20 protein-coding genes are annotated in these 21,709 nt (G+C 70.4%); 7 read left to right on the top strand and 13 right to left on the bottom strand.

Annotated features, from left to right (window positions below):
• Positions 1–46: 46 nt before the first annotated feature.
• Positions 47–256, bottom strand: coding sequence for a hypothetical protein (locus TFC3_RS22215; protein WP_067503220.1), 210 nt, complete (start codon positions 254–256; stop codon positions 47–49).
• A gap of 294 nt (positions 257–550) precedes the next feature.
• Here TFC3_RS22215 and TFC3_RS22210 point away from each other — a divergent pair, with 294 nt between their 5' ends.
• Entirely contained in the window at positions 551–1,804 is a 1,254-nt protein-coding gene (locus TFC3_RS22210) for an ROK family protein (protein WP_067503218.1), read from the top strand.
• A gap of 27 nt (positions 1,805–1,831) precedes the next feature.
• On the opposite strand, the gene TFC3_RS22205 is transcribed toward TFC3_RS22210, so the two are convergent.
• From TFC3_RS22205 to TFC3_RS22170, 8 genes are all read right to left on the bottom strand, one after another.
• Positions 1,832–3,226, bottom strand: a complete 1,395-nt coding sequence (locus tag TFC3_RS22205; protein ID WP_067503215.1) for a GH1 family beta-glucosidase — start codon at positions 3,224–3,226, stop codon at positions 1,832–1,834.
• A complete protein-coding gene (locus TFC3_RS22200; RefSeq protein ID WP_067503212.1) occupies positions 3,223–4,233 on the bottom strand; it encodes an ABC transporter ATP-binding protein in 1,011 nt (336 codons plus the stop codon). The genes TFC3_RS22205 and TFC3_RS22200 overlap by 4 nt, the downstream gene beginning before the upstream one ends.
• Positions 4,230–5,315, bottom strand: coding sequence for an ABC transporter permease (locus tag TFC3_RS22195; RefSeq protein WP_067503210.1), 1,086 nt, complete (start codon positions 5,313–5,315; stop codon positions 4,230–4,232). Before TFC3_RS22195 ends, TFC3_RS22200 begins: the two co-directional genes overlap by 4 nt.
• 3 nt (positions 5,316–5,318) lie before the next feature.
• Positions 5,319–6,299: an ABC transporter permease gene (locus TFC3_RS22190; RefSeq protein WP_067503207.1), complete on the bottom strand. Its 981-nt coding sequence runs from the start codon at positions 6,297–6,299 to the stop codon at positions 5,319–5,321.
• Positions 6,296–7,375, bottom strand: coding sequence for an ABC transporter ATP-binding protein (locus TFC3_RS22185; RefSeq protein ID WP_067503204.1), 1,080 nt, complete (start codon positions 7,373–7,375; stop codon positions 6,296–6,298). The genes TFC3_RS22190 and TFC3_RS22185 overlap by 4 nt, the downstream gene beginning before the upstream one ends.
• Positions 7,376–7,451: 76 nt before the next feature.
• Positions 7,452–9,134, bottom strand: coding sequence for an ABC transporter substrate-binding protein (locus TFC3_RS22180; RefSeq protein ID WP_067503201.1), 1,683 nt, complete (start codon positions 9,132–9,134; stop codon positions 7,452–7,454).
• 107 nt (positions 9,135–9,241) lie between these two features.
• Positions 9,242–10,246 carry a LacI family DNA-binding transcriptional regulator gene (locus TFC3_RS22175; protein WP_067503197.1) on the bottom strand — a complete coding sequence of 335 codons (1,005 nt, stop codon included), beginning with the start codon at positions 10,244–10,246 and terminating at the stop codon, positions 9,242–9,244.
• A 203-nt stretch (positions 10,247–10,449) separates the two neighbouring features.
• Positions 10,450–11,277, bottom strand: coding sequence for an NAD-dependent protein deacetylase (locus tag TFC3_RS22170; RefSeq protein ID WP_067503194.1), 828 nt, complete (start codon positions 11,275–11,277; stop codon positions 10,450–10,452).
• Between the two features lie 126 nt (positions 11,278–11,403).
• On the opposite strand from TFC3_RS22170, the gene TFC3_RS22165 reads away from it, so the two are divergent.
• From TFC3_RS22165 to TFC3_RS22155, 3 genes are all read left to right on the top strand, one after another.
• Positions 11,404–11,754, top strand: coding sequence for a hypothetical protein (locus tag TFC3_RS22165; RefSeq protein ID WP_153040332.1), 351 nt, complete (start codon positions 11,404–11,406; stop codon positions 11,752–11,754).
• A gap of 110 nt (positions 11,755–11,864) precedes the next feature.
• Positions 11,865–12,614, top strand: coding sequence for a hypothetical protein (locus TFC3_RS22160; protein WP_067503188.1), 750 nt, complete (start codon positions 11,865–11,867; stop codon positions 12,612–12,614).
• Between the two features lie 108 nt (positions 12,615–12,722).
• Complete coding sequence (locus TFC3_RS22155; RefSeq protein WP_153040331.1) at positions 12,723–13,763, top strand: App1 family protein; 1,041 nt, start codon at positions 12,723–12,725, stop codon at positions 13,761–13,763.
• Between the two features lie 21 nt (positions 13,764–13,784).
• Here TFC3_RS22155 and TFC3_RS22150 read toward each other — a convergent pair whose 3' ends face one another.
• The gene (locus TFC3_RS22150; protein WP_067503183.1) at positions 13,785–13,967 is read right to left on the bottom strand and encodes a hypothetical protein; all 183 of its coding nucleotides are present in this window, start codon (positions 13,965–13,967) and stop codon (positions 13,785–13,787) included.
• A gap of 17 nt (positions 13,968–13,984) precedes the next feature.
• On the opposite strand from TFC3_RS22150, the gene TFC3_RS22145 reads away from it, so the two are divergent.
• Positions 13,985–14,626: a hypothetical protein gene (locus TFC3_RS22145; protein WP_067503180.1), complete on the top strand. Its 642-nt coding sequence runs from the start codon at positions 13,985–13,987 to the stop codon at positions 14,624–14,626.
• Between the two features lie 72 nt (positions 14,627–14,698).
• Here the strand turns inward: TFC3_RS22145 and TFC3_RS22140 are convergent, their stop codons facing one another.
• Entirely contained in the window at positions 14,699–16,333 is a 1,635-nt protein-coding gene (locus tag TFC3_RS22140; RefSeq protein WP_067503177.1) for a DEAD/DEAH box helicase, read from the bottom strand.
• 246 nt (positions 16,334–16,579) lie between these two features.
• Here TFC3_RS22140 and TFC3_RS22135 point away from each other — a divergent pair, with 246 nt between their 5' ends.
• Positions 16,580–17,422, top strand: coding sequence for a sigma-70 family RNA polymerase sigma factor (locus tag TFC3_RS22135; RefSeq protein WP_067503174.1), 843 nt, complete (start codon positions 16,580–16,582; stop codon positions 17,420–17,422).
• Between the two features lie 102 nt (positions 17,423–17,524).
• On the top strand, positions 17,525–19,843 hold the full coding sequence (locus tag TFC3_RS22130; RefSeq protein WP_067503172.1) for an ATP-binding domain-containing protein: 2,319 nt from the start codon (positions 17,525–17,527) through the stop codon (positions 19,841–19,843).
• Positions 19,844–19,892: 49 nt separating this feature from the next.
• Here the strand turns inward: TFC3_RS22130 and TFC3_RS22125 are convergent, their stop codons facing one another.
• Positions 19,893–20,795 (bottom strand): sigma-70 family RNA polymerase sigma factor, encoded by a 903-nt coding sequence (locus TFC3_RS22125; protein WP_067503169.1) that lies wholly within the window; start codon positions 20,793–20,795, stop codon positions 19,893–19,895.
• A gap of 168 nt (positions 20,796–20,963) precedes the next feature.
• Positions 20,964–21,593, bottom strand: coding sequence for a PIG-L deacetylase family protein (locus TFC3_RS22120; RefSeq protein WP_067503165.1), 630 nt, complete (start codon positions 21,591–21,593; stop codon positions 20,964–20,966).
• Between the last annotated feature and the right edge of the window lie 116 nt (positions 21,594–21,709).

Raw genomic sequence — 21,709 nt, 5'->3', positions numbered from 1 at the left:
CGAAGCCCAGCACCGGTGTCGAACCGGTGCTGGGCCGCGATGGTCCCTACTTGGACGGCTCGGGGATGTCGCACGTGATCTTCGGGTTGACACCGAGCCAGTTGAGTGGGCCGGCCACCACGGTGATGATCACGGTGCCGGCTTTGGCGCAGCTGGCGTCGCTGTCGTCCTTGAAGTAGCCGCGCTCGAACGCGGCGACAGCGCCGAGGACGAGCCAGATGATGACAAGGACGCCGCCTATCGATCCTGCGCGCATCGGAACTCCTAATTCAAATGGGGGGAGTGGCCCGCGAGATACCCACCACGCGCCGATCTCTAAACGGCGGTGCCCACCAGGTCGTACGCGCAGGCCTCCGGCACGTCCGCAGCGCCGTACAGGTGAGGCCGCCGAGCAAGGGTTTGCCGAATTGTCCCACGTCATTGAGGTGACCAGGGTTTCGGCGGAAGGTGGCGCAGGCTTGTGCTCGTTCGTCCCAGTTGGCCCGGTTGACGTCGAGGTAGTCGCTCACGCGGAGACGGTAACGCAGGTTTGCTGGGATAGGTTCGACCGGTGGAAACAAGGCGTACGACGGTGCGGGATGTGCGCCGAGCAAACCGGGCCAGCCTGCTCACCGACCTGTTCCACGGGGGCCGGCAGAGCCGCCAGCAACTGGGCGACACCACGGCGCTGAGCCAGGCGAGCGTCAGCAACCTGATCGGCGAGATGATCGACGAGGGCCTGGTCGAGGAGGCCGGGCTGGTGGGCTCGGACGGCGGACGGCCCCGGGCGCTGCTGCGGGTGGCTCCCGGATACGGGTACGTGGCCGGCGCGGACGTCGGCGAGACGCGCGTGACCGTCGAGTTGTACGACCTGGCCATGTCCCGGCTGACCGTCGCCCACTACCAGCTCGGCGACGACCCGGCCCCGCAAGCCATCACTGGCAAGCTGCTCGAGGGCTTGACCGCGGTGATCGGGGAAGCCGGGGTGCGGCCCGCGCAGGTGCTCGGTTTCGGCGTGGGCGTGCCCGGTGTCGTGGACCAGGGCGGGGCCGGTGCCGTCGTGCACTCGCAGACCACCGGCTGGGACGGCGTGCCGTTGGGCGAGATGCTGCACGCCGGGACCCCGGTGCCCATCTTCGTGGAGAACGGCGCGAAGGCGGTCGGGCAGGCCGAGATGTGGTTCGGAGCCGGTCGCGGTGCCCGGCACGCGGTGATCGTCATGGTCGGCACGGGCGTCGGGGCGGCCGTGGTCATGGACGGGCGCAGCTACCGCGGGGCCAACAGCAGTGCCGGCGAATGGGGGCACACCACCATCGTGTACGGCGGGGACGTGTGCCGCTGCGGTGCGCGCGGCTGCCTCGAGGCGTATATCGGGGCGGGCACGGTGAGCGCCCGGCTGGCCGGGGCGACCGGTCAGCCGGCCACCCCGGGTCTGCTGACGCGCCTGCTGAGCGGCGACGGCCCGCTGGAGCCGGCCGCCGCCGAGGTGATCGCGCAGACCGTGGGCTACCTGGGCGCCGGGATCGCGGACCTGATCAACCTGTTCTCCCCGGAGCGCATCGTGCTGGGCGGCCCGGCCGGCCTGGCGCTGGGAGAGCGCTTTCTGCCCGACATCCGGGACTCCGCCTCGCAAAACGCGCTGCGCCAGCCGTACTCGCGGACCCGGATCGACCTGTGCCAGCTGGGACCGGACACCGTCGCGATGGGCGCGGCGACTCTGCCGATCGCGCGGTTGCTGGCCAACGGCGGCTTGCCGGTGACCAGCGGACCCGCGCCGATGTCCCGCTCGGCACATCGGCGGTCGCTCAGCCGCAACCGAACCTGAAAGACCGCGGGCGGCACCGCGTTGGATCTACCTGGATCGATTGCGCGTGATGGTGTCGCGGAACCACAGAGCGGACTGCTTCGGGGTACGGACCTGAGTCGCGTAGTCCACGTGCACGATGCCGAAGCGCTTGGCGTACCCCTCGGCCCACTCGAAGTTGTCCAGCAGCGACCACGCGAAGTAGCCCCGGATGTCGGCGCCCTGCTCCCGTGCCGCCGCCACCGCCGCGATGTGCTCGGCCAGGTACGACGTGCGGTCGTCGTCGGCCACGAAGCCCGTCTCGTCGGCGGTGTCGTCAAACGCCGCGCCGTTCTCGGTGATGACCAGCGGCAGGCCGGGGTAGTCGCGATGCAGGCGCACGAGCAACTGGGTGAAGCGTTCCGGGGTGATCGGCCAGTCCATAGCGGTGCGCGCCGTGCCCGGCTTGACCTCGCGGACCACCGGGTGGCCGGCGGTGTCGACGGTGTTGCCGTGCTCGTCCGTACCGCTGAAGTCCTGCCCGAAGTAGAAGTTCACCCCGAGCACCTCGAACGGCGTTGAGATGATCTCGAGGTCGCCGTCGCGCACCGGGAACGCCGAGCCCTGCGCGGCCAGGTCGTCGACGATGTCCTGCGGGTACGCGCCCTTGCACAGCGGGTCGAGGTAGATGCGCAGCCCCATGCCGTCGGCGCGGCGGGCGGCTCCCCGGTCGGTCTCGGTGTCGGTGGCCGGATCCGCCGTACCCATGTTCAGCGTGATGCCGAACGTGTGCTCGCCGCCCGCCTCGCGCATCCGCTGGGTGGCCAAGCCGTGCCCGAGCAGCAGGTGGTGCACCGCCGCGAGCGCCGCGTCGGGGTCCTTACGGCCGGGTGCGTGCACGCCCGTCGCGTAGCCCAGCCAGGCAGAGCACCACGGCTCGTTGAGCGTGGTCCAGGTCGTGACCCGATCGCTGAGCTTGTTGAACACCAGCATCGCGTAATCGGCGAAGCGGTAGGCGGTGTCGCGGTTGGGCCAGCCGCCCGCGTCCTCCAGCCCCTGCGGCAGATCCCAGTGGTACAGCGTGACCCACGGGTCCACGCCGGCCGCGAGCAGCTCGTCGGTCAGCCGGTCGTAGAACGCCAGCCCGGCCGGGTTCACGGGGCCCTGCCCGTGCGGCTGGACCCGGGGCCAGGCCACCGAGAACCGGTACGTGTCCACGCCCAAGCTCTTGATCAGCGCCACGTCCTGCGGCATCCGGTGGTAGTGGTCGCACGCCACGTCGCCGTGATCCCCGCCCACCACCGCGCCGGGCACCCGGCTGAACGTGTCCCAGATGGACGGTGCCCGGCCGTCCTCGGCGACCGCGCCCTCGATCTGGTACGACGACGTGGCGACCCCCCACTTGAACGACGGCGGGAAAGTAACCTCGGGCAGCACCAGACCGGGGACTGCGACGGGATTCATGCGACGGGCTCCTTCACCGGGTGCAGCCAGCAAGCCACGGAGCGGGTGGCTCCGTCGGGGGTGTCGGGGTTGCCCAGCACCGGGATGTTGCCGGCACACGGGTCGAACGCCTTGGGGCAGCGCGGGTGGAACGAGCACCCCGAGGGCATGCCCTTGAGGTCGGGCGGGGAACCCGGGATGCCGGTGAGTTCGCGGCGCGGGCCGCGCAGCGCCGGGAACGAGCCGAGCAGACCCGCGCTGTACGGGTGCAGCGAGTCACGGTAGAGCGCGCCCGCCTGAGCTTCCTCGACGATGCGCCCGCCGTACATGATGGCGATCCGGTTGGAGAACTCCACCAGCAGCGACAGGTCGTGGGTGATGAAGATGACCGAGAAGCCCAGCCGCTCGCGCAGCTCGATGAGCTGACCGAGGATCTGGCGCTGCATCACCACGTCGAGCGCCGTGGTCGGCTCGTCCATGATGACCACCTGCGGCTGCAGGATCAGCGCCATGCCGATCATCACGCGCTGGCGCATGCCGCCGGAGAGCTGGTGCGGGTACGCGTCCATCCGGTCCGCGGCGATGCCAACGAGCTTGAGCATCTCGCGGGCCCGGGCGTTGCGGCTGTGCGCGCTCATCTTGGGCTCGTGCGCGGCCAGCACGTCGGTCAGCTGCGTCGAGATCTTGTGCACCGGGTTGAGCGAGTTCATCGCGCCCTGGAACACGATGGCGGTCTGCGCCCACCGGAAGTCGCGCAGGCCCTTGTCGCTGAGGCCGAGGACGTCGTACGACTCGCCCTGACCCGGGTGGTAGATGACCTCGCCGCCGGTGATGACCCCCGGCGGGGCGAGCAGCCGGGTCAGGCCGTACGCCAGCGTGGACTTGCCGGAACCGGACTCGCCGGCCAGGCCCAGGACCTCGCCGCGGTGCAGCGTCAGGTTGACGTCGCGCACCGCTCGTACCGCCTGGTCACCCAGGCCGTACTCGACGTTGAGGTTCTTGATCTCGAGAACGGGCTGGGCGCTCATTCGGTCGCCTCCTTGCTGCGGTTCACCGGCGTTGCCGCCGCGGTGGCGATGGTCGGGATGGGCTTGGCGTGGGTGTGCGGTGCCGAGGAGTTGCTGAGCACCGGGGTGAAACCGACGCGCATGCGCACCGTACGGCCGGAAGCGGTCTTGACCTTGGTCTTGCCGGCACTGCGCAGGCGCGGGCTGACGAACTCGTCGATGCCGAAGTTGATCAGCGACAGCGCGGTGCCGAGGAACGCGATCGCCAGACCGGCCGGCACGAACCACCACCAGGCGCCCTGCGCCAGGGCCTGCTGGCTCTGCGCCCAGAACAGGATCGTGCCCCAGTTCCAGCCGGTGTCCGAGCCGATGCCGATGAAGGCCAGGGTGATCTCGGAGGTGACGGCGAAGATGACGGTGCCGACGAAGCCCGAGGCGATGATCGCGGTCAGGTTGGGCAGGATCTCGAACAGCACGATCCGCCAGGTTTTCTCGCCGGTGGCCCGCGACGCCTCGATGTAGTCGCGGCGGCGCAGCGACAATGTCTGCGCCCGCAGCACCCGGGCGTTCCAGGCCCACGAGGTGAAGCCGATGATCAGCGCGACCAGCGTGGCCCCGCCGGACGGGGCGGCGGCGGTGATGATGATGACCAGCGGCAGCGCCGGGATCACCAGGAACACGTTCGACAGCGCGGAGAGGCTGTCATCCCAGCTGCCGCCGAGGTAGCCGGCGGTGACCCCGATGAGCACCGACAGGATGGTGGCCATCGCGCCGGCAGCCAGGCCGACGACCATGACCGTGCGGGTGCCGTCCAGGATCTGGCTCAGCACGTCCTGCCCGAGGTGCGTGGTGCCCAGCCAGTGGCTCGAGGACGGGCCCTGGGTGAGGTCCCTGCTGCGTGCGTCCGGGTCGTACGGGGCGACCCACGGCCCGATGATCGCGAACAGGATGTAGATGCCGAGCACGATGATGCCGGTCAGCGCCTTGGCGTTGGACACGAAGCGGAACCGCTGGCGCTTGGCCTTGGCCGGCGTGGGGTCGGGCTGGGCCATGGCGCCCTGGCCGGGGATGACCTGCTCGACGCTGGAGGTGGGGATGGTCATGGTTCAGCCCTCCTTGCGGGTACGCGGGTCGAGCAGCAGGTAAGCGATGTCCGCGATCAGGTTGGCCACCAGCACCGAGATGGTGATGACCAGGAAGATGCCCTGCATCAGCGGGTAGTCCTTGGCCGTCACGGCTCGGAAGAGCAGGAAGCCGAGACCGGGGTACGAGAACACAATCTCGACCAGCAGCGTGCCACCGACGATGAAGCCCAGCGAGAGCGCGAAGCCGGAAACGTTGGGCAGCAACGCGTTGCGAGCGGCGTAGCTCAGCGCCACCCGGCGATCGGAGAGCCCCTTGGCGTGCGCGACGGTGATGTAATCCTCCGCCGCGACGGTCACCATCATGTTGCGCATGCTCAGGATCCAGCCGCTCACCGAGGAGATGAGGATCGTCAGCGCGGGCAGCAGGCTGTGCTGGATGGCGTCCGGGATGAAGTACTGGTCGAAGGCCGGCACCAGACCGGGGGAGTAGCCGCCGCTGGAGGGGAAGAAGCTGTCCGGCCCGGCCAGCAGGAAGATCGCCAGCAGACCCAGCCAGAAGTACGGCACCGAGGACAGGAACGTGGTGGCCGGCAGCAGGCCGTCGACCCACGAACCGCGCCGCCACCCGGCCAGCACGCCGAGCCCGGTACCCAGGAAGAAGCTGATGATCGTGGTGATGCCGACCAGGGCCAGCGTCCACGGCAGCGCGTCGCTGATGACGTCGGAGACCTGCGCCGGGAACGCGGTGAACGACAGCCCCAGGTCGCCGTGGAAGAGCTGCTTCCAGTAGTCGATGTACTGCGACCAGATGCTGGCGTCCTTGTCCAGGCCGAACAGCACGTACAGCGAGTCGATGGCCTGCGAGCTCATCTGGCCCTGGAAGCGGGCGAGCAGCGACTTGACCGGGTCGCCGGGGATCATCCGGGGAATGAAGAAGTTGATGGTGATCGCTGCCCACGCCGTGAAGACGTAGAACAGGATGCGCTGGAGCAGGTATTTCACCGTGCCTCCTCCGCGATCTTCGGGCTGGTGGCCACGGTCTGCTCGTCGTAGAGCCAGCACGCGGCCCAGTGCCCGGGCCGGTCACCGATCTCGAGGCGGACCGGCAGGTCGGTGGTGCACCGCTGCATTGCGGCCGGGCAACGCGGGTGGAACCGGCAACCGGCCGGCGGGCGGATCAGGCTCGGCGGTTCGCCGTCGCCGCGATCGGCGGTGTCGGCGAGCATGTTCTGGATCCGGTCGGGGTCGGGAGCGGAATCGATGAGCAGCCGGGTGTACGGGTGGGCCGGGGACTGCGTGACCGTCTCGCTGTCGCCGCCCTCGACCATCCGGCCGGCGTACATCACCAGAGTCTCGTCGGCGAAGTAGCGCGCCGACGCGATGTCGTGGGTGATGTAGAGAATGGCCAGGTTCAGCCGCTCCTTGAGGTCGCGCAACAGGTTGAGCACACCCAGGCGGATCGAGACGTCCAGCATGGACACCGGCTCGTCGGCCAGCAGCGCCTCCGGGTTCGCGCCCAACGCCCGGGCGATGGCCACGCGCTGGCGCTGACCGCCGGACAACTCGTGGGGGAACTTGTCGAGGTAGCGCTCCGGGGGCGTCAGGCTGACCCGGTTGAGCAGGTCGGTGAGGGCCCGCTCCAACTCCTGCGCCGTGGTTCCCGCGTTGCCGTGAATCTTCAGCGCGCGGGTCAGGTGATACCGGATGGTGTGCACCGGGTTCAGCGACGCGAAGGGGTCCTGGAAGATCATCTGAACCCGCCGGGCGTACGAGCGGAACTGGCGCCCGCCCTTGACCTTCGTCGATTCGCCATGCAACCGGATGTCCCCGCCGGTGCGCGGGTAGAGCTGCGCGAGCAACCGCGCGACCGTCGATTTGCCGGAGCCGGACTCGCCCACCAGGGCGACCACCCGGCCGCGCCGCAGCGTGAGGTCGACATCATCGACCGCGTGCACGGCCTCATGCGTGCGCTTGAAGATGTCGCGCAGGCTCCGCCGGACGGGGAAGTGCTTGGTCAGGCCTTGCGCCTCAAGCACCACCTCGGTCGCCGGCGCTGTCACGTCGGGGCTCAACGTCATGCCGTGTTCCTTCTTGAAAGGGGTGACCTTGCGGTGCCGCCCCCGCCTCGGGCGAGACGGGGGCGGCGTCAGCGCATCAGGAGTTGGCGGGCTTGAGGTGCAGGATGACGTCCAGGGCGTTGGCCTGCGTGGGCTGACCGGCGCCGTAGGGGTTGGTGTCATCGGGCCAGCCGACCCAGTTCTTGGTGCTGTAGGCCATGCCCACGTTGTCCGCGCCGACCGGGATCATCGGGGCCTGCTCGACGAAGATCTTCTGGATCGTGGTGAGCGCGGCGGTGCGGGCGGCGTCGTCCGAGGCGTTCGCGTAGTCCTTGAGTGCCTTGGTCGCCTCGGGGCTGTTGAAGCGGCCGAAGTTACCACCGGGGGAGGCGGTGCCGATCGGCTTGAGCAGCGAGCCGTCCATGACCGTCTGGTAGATGTCCCACGGCGTCGAGCCGCCGTTGGTCCAGCGGAACGTGGCGTCGAAGTTGCCTTCCTCGACGTTGCGGAACCAAGCGTCCTGGTTCGCCTTGTCGACGGTGGCCTGGATGCCGATCTCGGCCAGGTTGCTCTTCACGATCTCGAGCGAGGTCTGGTAGTCGGACCAGCCGCTGGGGTCGGTCAGGGTGAGCTTGACCGGCTTGCCGCTCGGGTCGTTGAGCGTGGTGCCGTTGAGCTTGTAGCCCGCCGACTCGAGCAGCGCCTTGGCGCCGGCCACGTCCACGGTGGCGTTCTTGCCCTTGTACTGCTCGGTGATGAACGCGTCACCGGCCGGCTGCGGCAGGCCCGTCACGCTGGTGATCTGCGGGTGGAAGTAACCGGCCTCGGCCTGGTTGAAGATGTCCTCGCGGTTGATCACCATGCCCATGGCCTGGCGCAGCTTCGGGTCATCGAACGGCTTCTTGGTGGTGTTGATGTAGACGCCGTGGATGCCCAGGACCGGCGGGGCCCAGACCTTGTAGTGCGCCGGGTCCTTGTCCAGGAAGACCGACTTGTAGTTCGGGATGAAGACGAAGCTCCACTCGTTGGAGCCGTCGGCCAGCGCGGTGGTCTGCGCGTTGTTGTCGGTGTACGACGTGTAGCGCAGCTCCTTGACCTGCGGCAGGTCCTGCCAGTAACCCGAGGTGCGCACCGACAGCGTGGTGGTCTGCGGGGTGAAGGACTTCAGCGTGTACGGGCCCGAGCCGACCGGGCTCTTCACCGGGTCCTTGGTCGGGTCGGAGACGCTCTCCCACAGGTGCTTGGGCACCATCGGGGTCTGGCCCAGCCACTTGTCCTTGTAGACGAACATCGAGCTGGTGAACGTCACGGTGACCGTGTTGCCGCTGTTGGTGATCTCACCGTACGGCGTGGCGGCCAGGTTCAGCGCCTCGTTCTTCTTGATCAGGTTGAACGTGTACGCGACGTCGTCACCGGTGACCGGCTTGCCGTCGGACCAGGTCGCACCGTCGCGGACGGTGATCGTGACCTTCTTGAAGTCGGGCGTCCACTCCGCTTTGGTGGCCAGCCACGGCTTGGACTCCTCGGCCGGCTTGACCGGGTTCCACATCATCAGCGGCTCGTAGATGGCCCACCGGTAGCCCAGCGAGGCGCCGGCCGAGGTGGTCAGGAACGGGTTGTGGTTCTCCGTCTGCGGGCCGTTGGGCATGCCGACGGTCAGGAAGGTCGCGCCGCCGGACGCGCTCTTGTTGTTCGCGTTCGGGGAATCGCCACAGGCAGCAAGGCCGCCCCCGGCGAGCACGCCCGCGAGGGCGACCGCGAACAGTTTCCTTCTCTGCATCTTTGGATCTCCTCTAGTAAGGCGAAATCGGGTGAGAGGGGTTGCCCGAGGTGCGGGCGGGTGCGACCGGGCGCTGGCGAGCCCGGACGGTGGTCTGCGATGTGGTGTTATTCGGCGCCACTCGAGGCGCGCGCGGTGAAGGTGGCGGGGATGACTGTCGGTCGGTTGGGCAGGGGTGAGCCTTCGAAATGGGCGAGCAGCGTGCGGGCTGCGGCCTCGCCCATCTCGCGCAACGGCTGGTGCACGGTGGTCAGCGGCGGCTGGGTGTGCGCGGCCAGCGGGATGTCGTCGAACCCGACGATGGCCACGTCCTGCGGCACCCGCCGGCCGCTGTCCAGCACGGCCTGCATGGCGCCGGCGGCGGTGAGATCGTTGTGGGCGAACACCGCATCGAATTCCCGCCCGGCGTCGATGGCGGCGTTGACGCCCTCGAAGCCGCAGTCGATGGTGAAGTCGCCGGGCAGCACGTGTTCGGCCGGGATGGGGTGACCGGCCTCGGCGTACTCGGTGGCGAAGCCTTCCAGCCGCTGCACCGTACAGCCGAAGCGCTCCGGGCCCGCCACGACCAGCGGCTTGGTGCGTCCGAGGCCGAGCAGGTGCCGGGCGGCCGATCCGGCGCCGGTGAAGTTGGTGGTGCCCACGCTCGGGATCTGTCCGGGCTGGACATCGCGGTCGTCGATCAGCACCACTGGCAACCCGCGGGCGTGCAGGCCGGCGATGTAGTCGAGGGTGCCCTCGGGCTCGATGACCAGCAGGCCGTCGAAGCTCTTCGCGGAGACCTGCGCGCCGAACTGGCGCATCGACTCCTCGCCGCGGTTGCAGGTGAACAGCAGCAGGCCGTACCGCTCGGTCTCCAGCACGTCGACGGCGCCCTGCAGGACCTCACCGATCCACGGCCAGGTGAGCGAGGGGACCAGCATGCCGACCACCCGGGTACGACCACGGGCCAGCCCGACGGCGCGGGAGCTGGGCACGTAGCCGAGTTCCTCGATTACCGCGCGGACCCGGGCGGCGGTGGACTCGTCCAGCTCACCCTTGCCGTTGAGGACCCGGGACACTGTGGTCTTGCTGACCTTGGCCCGGGCCGCCACATCGGCGATAGTGATTGGCACGTGTCCTCCGGCGGGTGTCGGCCCGGTTTCACAGCAGTTTCGGAACCGGTTTCGGGAGCGGTTCCGGAAGTTAACTCCCGTGAGCCCCGTCACGTCAACGCGTCGGCGTCTTTATTTAGGTTTCAGGTGCATAACCAAGGGGCACACATTTGCCTCCCCGGTCCCGGCAAAATGCTCCGAAGAGGATTAACCGGACGGAAAAATTAGTTGCCTGCCGGTACGCCCTCAACCCGGCGGACCAACTCCGGCAGCATGGCGCCCAACGCGGCGTCGACCACCACTTGCGCGTACGGCTCACCCCGCGTGAGGCCCTGATTGACGATCGCGACCCGGATCCCGTCCTTGGCCGCGCGCAGCACGAACCGGCGACCCGACATGACCGTCAGTGACGAACCGAGCACCAGCAAGGTGCGGGCCCCGGCTACCAGCTCGAAGCTGCGGCTGACCCGGTCCTTGGGTACGGTCTCGCCGAAATAGACCACGTCCGGCTTGAGCATCCCGCCGCACAGCAGACAGCCGACCACCGTGAACCCGTCCAAGCCGGCGTCGTCGATCTCCACGTCACCGTCGGGGTTGACTGCCGAAACGGCGGCGGCGAAGTCCGGGTTCGCCGCGTCCAGCCGGGCCTCCAGCTCGCCGCGCTCGCTCAGGTCACCGCAGTCCAGGCAAGCCACCCGGGCGAGGTTGCCGTGCAGCTCGACCACGCCGTGCGCGCCGCCGTCCTGGTGCAGCCCGTCCACGTTCTGCGTGATGATCCCGTCCAGCCGGCCCAGCTCCTGCAGCCGAGCCACCGCCCGGTGCCCGTCGTTGGCCCGGGCATCGCCGATGGTGCGCCAGCCGAGGTGGCTGCGCGCCCAGTACCGCCGCCGGGCGATCGGGTCGCGGGTGAAGCTCTGGTACGTCATCGGCGTGGCCCGCCGGGCGACCCCGGACGGTCCCCGGTAGTCCGGGATGCCGGACTCCGTGGACAGCCCGGCGCCGCTCAGCACGACAACGCCACCATCGGTAACCCACTCGGCAAGCTCGTCCATCACCCCTCCATAGTCCCTCGCCGGTTCGTGATCACCCGACGGAGTGGGACGAAGTACTCAGTCGATGCGTTATGTGCACGGACCTGCGGTACGCGGTAAGTTGTCCGAGTGGCTGTAGTGGCGCGCGTGCTCCCCCGTCTGTGGGACGGGCACCGTTTGCTGCAGTTCAGCCGTTTGCTGCAGTTCTTGACCGGCCTCGCGCTGATTGCGCTGGCCTTCGCCGTTCCGGCGCTCGGCGGCACCCCCGAGGTCCCCGGCCCGCCCTATGTCGTCACGGTCGTCGACGCCCCGGCCGCGGCCCCGGCCGGCCCTGCGGCCCAGATCCTCGTTCCCGACGCCGGCGTCGTCGAGCAAGTCGGCTGCGACGAGCTGCCGGCCGGCGCCGCGCCGGCCTCGGGCCTGACGATCAGCGCCGATGCGGCGCTGCCCGGCAGTGCCTACCAGGAGTCCCACTCCGGTCGCGCCCCGCCCGCCTGACGGCCGCCGCGCTTCGTGCGCACCTCTGCGCCGTACCTGCGGGCCGTTGCGCCCGGACCATTCTCACTACAGACAGTGATTCCTGACGCACGAGAGAAGCCGGTGCCGCTGTGCAAACCGCCGCCCTCATCTGGATGACCCTGCTGCTCGCCTTGGCCGCCACCACGGCGGCCCTCGGCGTACCCCGCCGCCGCCCGGCCACCCCCTGCGAAACAGACCCCAGCCTCCGGCACCTCCGTTTCGGCCGCGAGCGCGCCCGGCGTGCGGCCGCGTCGGCCGAGGACCTGCGGCGCTCGGGCGAGATCCGGCTGGCAGCCGAGCGGGCCGCCGAGAAGGCCCGGCAACGGCGGACGGCCTGGGAGCAGGCCCAGCACGAGGTCGAAGCGGCGTGGGCGGCGTACGACAGCGCCGACCGGGTGGCCCGGCGGTGCACGGCGGCCGCCGCGTTCCCGGTGCTCCAACAGCGGCGCACCCGGGCCGAGATCGCCGACCGGGAACGGTTCCTGCACCGCCGCGCGGTGGCCGCCTGCCGGTGCCGGGAGCTGTCGATGGGCCAGCTCAACGAGGTGCTGGCGCATCGGGGTGGCTGGAACCCGCGCCGGCATCCGGTGGCTCAGGAGACGGCGTTGCGCTGCGCCGTACGCGAGCATCGGTTTGCCGAACTTCAAGCGGCCACGCAGCGCGAGCGGGCCGCCTGGCTGGAGTCCGAACGGGCGGCGGTGGCCCTGCGCAGCCTGCGGGCCGAAGCTGTGGCCGCGGCGACCAGTGCCGGCCGCACCGCGCGTCCGGTGGGTCCGCAGCGCCGGGCTGCGGCCGAACCCGCGGCTCGTCCGGCGGCGGCGCGACTGGCGGTGCACTGAGCGGGTAAGAAATGGGCATCGAGCCGCGTGCTTGCCCGGCTTGCGGAGCGCGAGACGGGTGAGCCAGGTACCGTTCCAAGTGCGCCGAGTTACGCCCAGGAGGCCGACGTGTCAGTGACCCCGGCGGGCCGCCCGCCCGCCGTGCGGCTGCATCGCGCCGCGCGCATCGAGGATGCCGTGCACGAGGTCATCGAGCGGAGGCTGCGGCAACGTGGCTGGCAGCCGGTGATCACTGCCTACACCGGGTACGGAGCACCGGGCTGGGCCCGCGTCATGGCCCGGGTTGTGCTCACCCGGCGCAACCAGACGGCCAAACAGTTGGAAAAGGTCCGCGGCTGGCGCAGCTTCACGTCCTCGCCGGTGCACAACGCGCTGGTCCGCATCCAGGTGGGCGACCAGATCCATGAGACCCGCACCGACCGCAGCGGCTACGTCGACACCCGGGTCAAGGGTGACCTCGAGCCGGGGTGGGCCAGCGTGCAGCTGACCACCGACGGCGCCCAGCCCGTGGAGGCACCGATCCGCGTGGTCGACCCGGACTGCAAGTTCGGTGTCATCAGCGACATCGACGACACGGTCATGGTCACCGCGCTGCCGCGTCCTCTGCTAGCCGCCTGGAACACGTTCGTGCTGGACGAGCATGCGCGCATGGCGGTGCCGGGCATGGCGGTGCTGTACGAACGGCTCGTCAACGCCAACCCCGGCGCCCCGGTGTTCTACCTGTCCACCGGAGCCTGGAACGTCGCGCCGACGCTCAGCCGGTTCCTGTCGCGCCACCTGTACCCGGCCGGCCCGCTGCTGCTCACCGACTGGGGACCCACGCCGGACCGCTGGTTCCGCAGCGGCCAGGAACACAAGCGCAACACCCTGGCCCGGCTGTCCAACGAGTTCCCGCACATCCGCTGGCTGCTGATCGGCGACGACGGGCAGCACGACCAGGAGATCTACTCCGCGTTTGCGAACGCCCACCCGGACAACGTGGCCGCGGTGGCGATCCGGCGGCTCTCGCCCACCCAGGCCGTGCTCGCCGGTGCCATCCCGGGGCCGTCGGGCACCCCCGAAGCGGTCGGCTCCGGGGGCAAGACGTGGTTCGCCGCGCCCGACGGGGCCGGCCTGTGGTCGCTGCTGCGGGATTCCGACGTTGTCTGACCCCGCGGCGGCGGTGCGGGGTCAGTCGTCGCCGGCGATCACCGACTCAGGAGTATTCTCCGCTTCGGCGACCCGCGCGTGCAGCCGCTCGCGGATCTCCTCGGGCGTGTACGCCCGGCGCCGACGTTCCTGTCGTGCCAGCACCGCTCCGGTGGCGGCGATGCCCGCCAGCCCGGCCAGTCCCGCTACTTTCCACAGACGCATCAGCCGAGGATAGACAAGTGGTTGCCGATATCAGTCTCGAAGATGCCATCGACTTGACCCGCACCGGGGATATCTGGATTTTCCGGGGTCGCTCCGGGCCCGACCGCGCCATCCAGACCATGACCAACAGCCCGGTCAACCACGTCGGCATGTCGATAGTTGTCGAGGACATGCCCCCGCTGATGTGGCACGCCGAGCTAGGCAAGTCGCTGCCCGACATGTGGTCCGGCACATTCCAGCGCGGGGTGCAGCTGCACGACCTGCGCGACGCGGTAACGGTCTGGGCCCATCGCTACGGCCAGCGCGGGTGGCTGCGCCAGTTGGAGCAGCCGGTCACCAAGGAAATGGAAGACAAGGCGCTGAGGACGGTGGCCCGCCTGGACGGCACGCCGTTCCCGTCGAGCACCCAGCTCGCGTGGCGCTGGGCGCGGGGCCGGGTGCCGCAGATCCGGCTGCCCTGGCAGGAATCGCGGGCCACGGCCGACCCGGAGACGGCGTACTGCGCGGAAGTGGTCGCGGTGACGTACGAGGAAATGGGTCTGCTGCCGCGCGGGCGCAAGGCCAGCTGGTACGACCCGGGCCGCTTCTGGAGCGGGGACGAGCTGGAGCTGTGCGACGGATACCGCCTGGGCGGGGAGATCGCCGTCGCAACGCCGTAAAGGGCCGCCGGCAGAGCAGCGTCCGGGAGCTTGAACACAGCTCCCGGACGTCAATTCTGGTGGCGAAGGACCTCAGCGGCCGCGGCGGCCACCGACGCGGCTGCCGGCGGAGAAGGCCGCGGCGCCGCCGGACTGCGTGGTGTGCACCGGGGTCGAGCCCGTGCCCCCACGCCGGCTGCGACCCTGACCGCTGCCGCCGCCACCCTGCGCCGCCTGCGAACCACCACGCGCCGAACCCTGGCCGCCCTGAGCCCGCCCAGCACCCTGCGAACGGCCACCCTGCGGCGAGCCGCCCAGCGAAGGACCGCCCTGAGCCCGCCCGGCCCCGCCGGCACCGCTGCGCGAACCCCGGCCCGAGCTGCTGCCGCGGGAAGAACCCGGTGCGGAACCGCCGGTCGGCTCGGCCCGCCCGCTGCCACGCCGGCGTCCCCGCCCGGCCCGGGCGCCCTCAGACGACGAACCAGCGGAAGACGACGCAGCAGAGGATGAGCCGCCCGCCGGAGCAGCCGCGTCCATTACCGACGCGAAGTCGGCCGGCGCGGTGTACGAGCGTTCGCCCGGCGCCAGCTCGGCCAGCAGCGCGTCGCCCGGGCGGGTCTTGGTGGTGGTCGGCTTGATGCCGGCCTTGCGGGTCAGGTCGCGCACGTCGCCCTGCTGGTCGTCGGTCATCAGCGTGATGACCGTGCCGTGCGCGCCGGCCCGGGCCGTACGGCCGGAGCGGTGCAGGTAAGCCTTGTGCTCGACCGGCGGGTCGGCATGGATGACCAGCGCCACATCGTCGACGTGGATGCCGCGGGCCGCGATGTCGGTGGCCACCAGGGTCTGGGCGCTGCCGTCGGAGAACGCCGACAGGTTGCGGTTGCGGGCGTTCTGCGCGAGGTTGCCGTGCAGCTCGACCGCCGGCACGCCGGCCTGCACCAGCTGGCGGGTGAGGGTCTTGGCGCGGCGCTTGGTGCGGGTGAACACCACCGTGCGCCCGGGGGCGGCGACGAGGTCGACCAGCACCGGGAAGCGGTCGTCGTGGCGTACGTGCAGCACGTGGTGCGACATCTGCACCGGCGCCTCGGCCGCGGAGTCCACGTGGTGCGTGATGGGCTGGCGCATGTAGCGCTTGACCAGCACGTCCACGCCGTTGTCGAGGGTGGCCGAGAAGAGCAGCCGCTGGCCGTCGCGCGGGGTGGCGTCCATCAGGCGCCGGACCACCGGCAGGAAGCCGAGGTCGGCCATGTGGTCGGCCTCGTCGAGCACGGTGATCTCCACCGCGTCGAGGCTGGCGTGCCCGCTGCGCAGGTGGTCATCGAGGCGCCCGGGGCAGGCGACGAGGATGTCGACGCCGTTCTTGAGCCCGCGGATCTGCGGGTTGGCGCCCACGCCGCCGAACACGGTGAGCGTGCGCAGGCCGAACGCGGTGGCCAGCGGGGCGACGGTGGCCTCGATCTGGGTGGCCAGCTCGCGGGTGGGCGCCAGGATCAACGCGCGGGGGCGGCCGGGGCGCCGGGGTGAGCCGGAGGCGGCCAGCCGGGCGACGACCGGCAGGGCGAACGCGTAGGTCTTGCCGGAGCCGGTGCGGCCGCGGCCGAGCACGTCGCGTCCGGCCAGGGTGTCGGGCAGGGTGGCGGTCTGAATCGGGAACGGGCTGGTGATGCCGAGGCCGGACAGGACCGAGTCGAGCTCGGCGGGCACGCCGAGGTCGGTGAACGAGGTCATCAGGTGGGAACTCCGTATGTCTTTGGGGGTCAGGGTCCTTCCCGGCGCGGGCCGCGCGGCTGAAAAAGAACCGCGCGTGAGTCGCTGCTCGTGGAGGCCGACCCGAAGGCGAGATCAAGTGTACGCGCCCCCCCACCGCAACCCGGCTGCACCCGAACGTGACCCTGGCTGCACTCAGCGAGCCGGACCGTACTCCTCAATGCCGGTGTATCCCCCGAACCGGCCGGTACCTCGAGGAGAACCCCCATGAGCGGTGTTGCTGAGACCGATCGCCGTCGCGACGACGTCGTCCGGGCGCACATGCCTCTCGTCGGTCACCTGGTGCGCGAGATGCTCGTCCGGGTGCCCGCCCACGTCAACCGTGACGACCTGTTGTCGGCTGGTTACGCGGCCCTGGTTGCGGCGGCTCGCGGGTTCGATGACTCGCGTGGCGTGCCGTTCGCCCGGTTCGCCGCGGCGCGGGTTCGTGGCGCGCTGCTGGACGAGCTGCGTGGCCTGGACTGGGCGAGCCGCTCGGTCCGCCAGCGGGCCCGGCGCACCGACTCGGCGCGCCAGGAGCTGACCGCCGAGCTGGGCCGGACGCCGACGGTGGCCGAGGTGGCCGAGCGGCTGGGTTGCATGCCCGAGGACATCGAGGCGGCCGATGACGACGTGCAGCGCGCTGTGGTGTTCAGCCTGCAGGGCTTCGCCACGGCCGGCGCCGACGACATGGTGACCGAGCCCAGCGCCGGCCCGGAGGAGATGCTGATCCGCCGCGAGCGCCTGGGCTACCTGCGGCACGCGGTGGACGTGCTGCCGGACCGGCTGCGCGCGGTGATCACCGGTTACTTCTTCGAGGAACGGCCGATGGCGGCGATCGCGGCCGAGCTCGGGGTTACCGAGTCGCGGGTGTCGCAGCTGCGGGCCGAGGCGTTGTCGCTGCTCAAGGACGGTCTCAACACGCACCTCGAGCCGACGCTGGCCACCGACGTCAAGGACGGTTGCGTGGCGCGGCGCCGGGCGGCGTACTACGACCAGATCGGCACCCGCGGCACCCTGCACGAGCGCCTGGCCCTGACCGGCGTCGACGGACTGCCGGTAGCGGCGTAAGGGGGGCAAGAAGCGGCACTGCCGCCGGTGACACTCGTGGGCTATTCTTTTCGTTTGCACCGGAACGAAAAGAGCGGCCGTTAAAGGCCGCTGACCTGGCGAATGTTACCACAGCAGGGAGTGGTTTTGTCAAGCTCCGCCGATACCGACCTCGAGTCTGAGCAGACCTATCTCACCGCTCTCTATTCCCGTCTGGACGTGCTCCGGGAGCAGGCCGCCGACCGGTTGCGCGGCATCCTGCTGGAGGACGGCGGCACACCGCAGGGCCGTTCGCAGCGCGAGGCCGTGCGCAGCCACTGGGCCGAGCAGGTCGCGCAGATGAACTCCGTGGAGAACGCGCTCTGTTTCGGCCGGCTGGATTTCACTGCAGACAACCCCCGCTACATCGGCCGCATCGGACTGTTCGACGAGGACCGCGAGCTCGATCCGCTGCTGATCGACTGGCGGGCGCCCGCCGCGCGCCCGTTCTATCTGGCCACCGCCGTGTCGCCCGAGGGGGTGACCCGGCGCCGGCATCTGCGTACCCGCGGGCGTCAGCTGGTGGACATCGATGACGAGGTGCTCGACCTGGACGCCGGGGGCACCACCGGGCGCGAGGACGTGACCGGTGAGGCTGCGTTGCTGTCCGCGCTCAACGCCGGGCGTACCGGGCGGATGCAGGACATCGTCGAAACCATCCAGGCCGAGCAGGACGAGGTGATCCGTTCCGGGTTGCCCGGCATCATGGTCGTGCAGGGCGGGCCCGGCACCGGCAAGACCGCCGTGGCGTTGCACCGGGCGGCGTACCTGCTCTACACCTATCGGGCGCAACTGACCCGGCAGGGCGTGCTGATCCTCGGTCCTAACGCGACGTTCTTGCGCTACATCTCGCAGGTGCTGCCCTCGCTTGCCGAGACCGGTGTGTTGCTGGCCACTCTCGGCGACATGTTCCCCGGGGTGGTCGCGCGCGCGAACGAGGCGCCCGAGGCGGCCGCCGTCAAGGGCCGGCTGGGGATGCTCGACGTGCTGGCCAAGGCGGTGGCCGACCGCCAGGAAGTGCCTGACGACTTCATCGAGGTCGACCACGACGGTTACCCGCTGCGCATCGAGCGCGCGGTGTGCGAGGACGCGCGCGCCGCAGCCCGGCGTTCGGAACGCCCGCACAATGTGGCCCGGCAGATCTTCGTGACCGAGGCCATCCACGCGCTGTCGCTGCAGATCGCCGAGCGCATCGGTGCCGACCCGCTGGGCGGGGAGAACCTGCTGGAGGAGGCGGATCTCGCCGAGACGCGCCGGGAGCTGCGCGAGGACCTGGACGTGCAGCAGGCGCTGTTCGACTTGTGGCCGGTGCTGACCCCGCGGCAGGTGCTGCGGGACCTGCTCAGCGACGCCGACCGGCTGCAGTCGGCCGGTGTCGAGCTCAGCACGGCCGAGCGGGAGCTGCTGCTGCGTGAGCGCGACGGCAAGTGGACACCGGCGGATGTGCCGCTGCTCGACGAACTGGCCGAGTTGCTCGGCGTGGACGACACCCTGCGGGCGCGGGCCGTGGCGCAGGAGCGGCGGCAGGCGATCGAGTATGCCGAGGGCGTACTCGAAATTGTCGAAGGTTCGCGGTCCTTGGATTTCGAGGACCAGGAGGAAGAGATCCTCTCGGCGACCGACGTGGTGGACGCCAGTGCCTTTGTCGAGCGCCATGAGGTGCTGGACACGCGCACGGCGGCCGAGCGGGCGGCGGCGGATCGCACGTGGGTGTTCGGGCACGTGATCGTGGATGAGGCGCAGGAGTTGTCGCCGATGGCGTGGCGGTTGCTGATGCGCCGCAACCCGAGCCGGTCGATGACGGTGGTCGGCGATGTGGCCCAGACCGGTGACCTGGCCGGCACCACCACCTGGGATCAGGTGTTCGAGCCCTACGTCGCGCAGCGCTGGCGGCTGGCCGAGCTGAGCGTCAACTACCGCACGCCCGCGGAGATCATGGCGGTCGCGGCGGACGTGCTGGCGTCGGTGGACCCGTCGCTGCAGCCACCCCGCTCGGTGCGGGAGGCCGGTGTGGCGCCGTGGGCCCGGCGGGTGGGGCCGGCGGCGCTTACCGAAGAACTGATTGCGACGGTACGGTCAGAGTCCGCCGTTGTTGCCGATGGGCGCGTCGGTGTGCTCGTACCGGATGCGCTGGAGCAGTCCCTCGGTGATGCGCTGACCGCAGCGATTCCCGGGGCGGCCGTGGGGGAGCAGCCCGACCTGCTCAACCATGTCGTGCTGATGACCGTGAAGCAGGCCAAGGGGCTGGAGTTCGACAGCGTGCTGGTCGTGCAGCCGGACCAGATCATCGCCGAGAGCCCGCGGGGCCTGAGCGACCTCTACGTCGCCGTGACCCGGGCCACCCGTCGCCTCGGCGTGCTGCACACCGCCGAGCTGCCCAAGGAACTCAACTCGCTGGCCTGACGCGAAGGGCCGGTGCACCAGGCACCGGCCCCATCGTCGAGAAGTCCGGTCAGGCGACGGCCGCCGCGAGCGTGGTGTGGCCGTACGCGTTGGTCAGGGCCAGCCGCGAGTGCAGGTTGGTGTTGCCGGCGATCGAGGAGTAGTAGGAGGCGCGGCGGCGGGCGGTGATGCCCTCCGGGTTCTCCGGGACCGGCGCCAGGTGCGGGTCGAGGTGGGTGTTGAGGCCGTCCTTGAGCAGCGACAGCGCCTCGGCGCGCAGCTGCGACACCCGTGACTCGGTCACGCCGAGGTCGGCGGCGATGTCGGCCATCGGGCGCTCCTTGAGGAAGTACTCGGTGATGACCAGCTGCAGGCGCTCGGGCAGCGAACCGATCGCGTGGTGCAGGTAGCCGATCTGCTCGCGGCGGATCAGCATGTCCTCCGGGCCCGGCGCGGCCTCGGTGACCAGGTCGTCGGCGCTGCTGGTGGTGAAGCCCTGCAGCGACAGCACGGTGGCGCGCTGCACGTCGTTGTCGGTCTGGTTGAGCTCGGTGGTGGTGGTGCCCAGCGCCTGCGCCAGCTCCTCGGCGGTGGGCGTACGGCCCAGCGTGGTCATCAGGCTCTGCCGGGTGGCGTCGGTGTTGCGGGCCTTGCTGCGCACCGAGCGGGTGGCCCAGTCGAGCGAGCGCAGCTCGTCCAGGATCGCGCCGCGGATGCGGGTGCTGGCGAAGCGGTGGAACGGGATGCCGCGCGTCGGGTCCCAGCCGCGGGCCGCGGTGACCAGCGCGTGCAGGCCGGCGCTGGTGAGGTCGTCGCGGTGGATGTGGTTCGGGATGCGGGTGAGCATGTCGCGCACCAGGTGGCCGACCAGCGGCATGTGCGAGCGGATCAGCTCTTCCTGCTCCGCGGCGGACAGGGCCGGCACGGCGGTCGTGGTGTCGGCAGTGATGTCGGCAACGATCGTGCTGGTCATGTCGTTTCCCCCCGGAAGCGCTGGTCGGCAGGCCCGATGTGCGGGGCCGTACCGGCTGACAGGGAGAACTTTCGAGGACGTGGGGTTCACGTTCCGGTCACGCTTGGTTGCGTACCGGTTGCTCTCGGACTTTCTGCGGCGGCGGCAATCCGAGTCCCGGGCTTTTCCTCAGCGGCGGTCCAGGTCCCAGACGAAGCGGTCGGGGGCGAAGGCCTCGGCGTAGCGCACCCGGGCCTGGGCGCCGAAGTGCCGCGCGGTCGCGGTGGACAGCTCCGGGTCGGCGGAAACTTCGAGCTTGTGCTGCAGGTACGGCGTCACGTCGACGTACAATGCGGGGTCGAAGCGCAGCGTGGATTCCCCGGCGTAGTGCAGCACCCGGCTGTTGTGCCGCGCCGCCACGATCGTGGCCTGTGCGGCCGCCCGGCGTTCGGTATTCGCGTCCTCCGGGGCGTGCACGTAGATGACGTCCGCGTCGACGCCGGTCAGCACGTTCTCGATGGCCGCGGTGACCGGCGGGCGCCCGGGCATGACCCGGCGCTCGCCGGCCCCGCGTTCCCGCTTGCGCCGGTCCACCGCATGCCGGCGCTCGGCCGCCTCGGGACCCCAGAGCAGCAGGCAGTCCAGCGACTTGGCAGCGGCCTCGGCGCGCTTGGTCGACGGCGCATCGGGGCCGTCGCAGGCCAGCACGAGCATGGTGACGAAGTCGCTGGCGGCCCGGTGCGCGGCGAGCGTGCCGGCGCAGCCCAGCTCCAGGTCCCCCGGGTGCGCGCCGACCGCGAGAACGCTGCGCGGGGTCATCGCTCATCCCGTTCGACTCGGCCCATGACACACCCTCCGCTCGGGCGCCGCGGATGGTGGCGGCGCTAGCTGTCCATCGGTTGCCCGGGACCCGGCTTGAGAGTTGTTGCGCGACT

The sequence above is a fragment of the Actinoplanes sp. TFC3 genome (assembly GCF_001553785.1).
In the GTDB taxonomy this organism is placed as follows: Bacteria; Actinomycetota; Actinomycetes; order Mycobacteriales; family Micromonosporaceae; genus Actinoplanes.
Note: the sequence above shows the minus strand (reverse complement) of the source record. Positions and strands in the feature narration are given on the sequence as shown.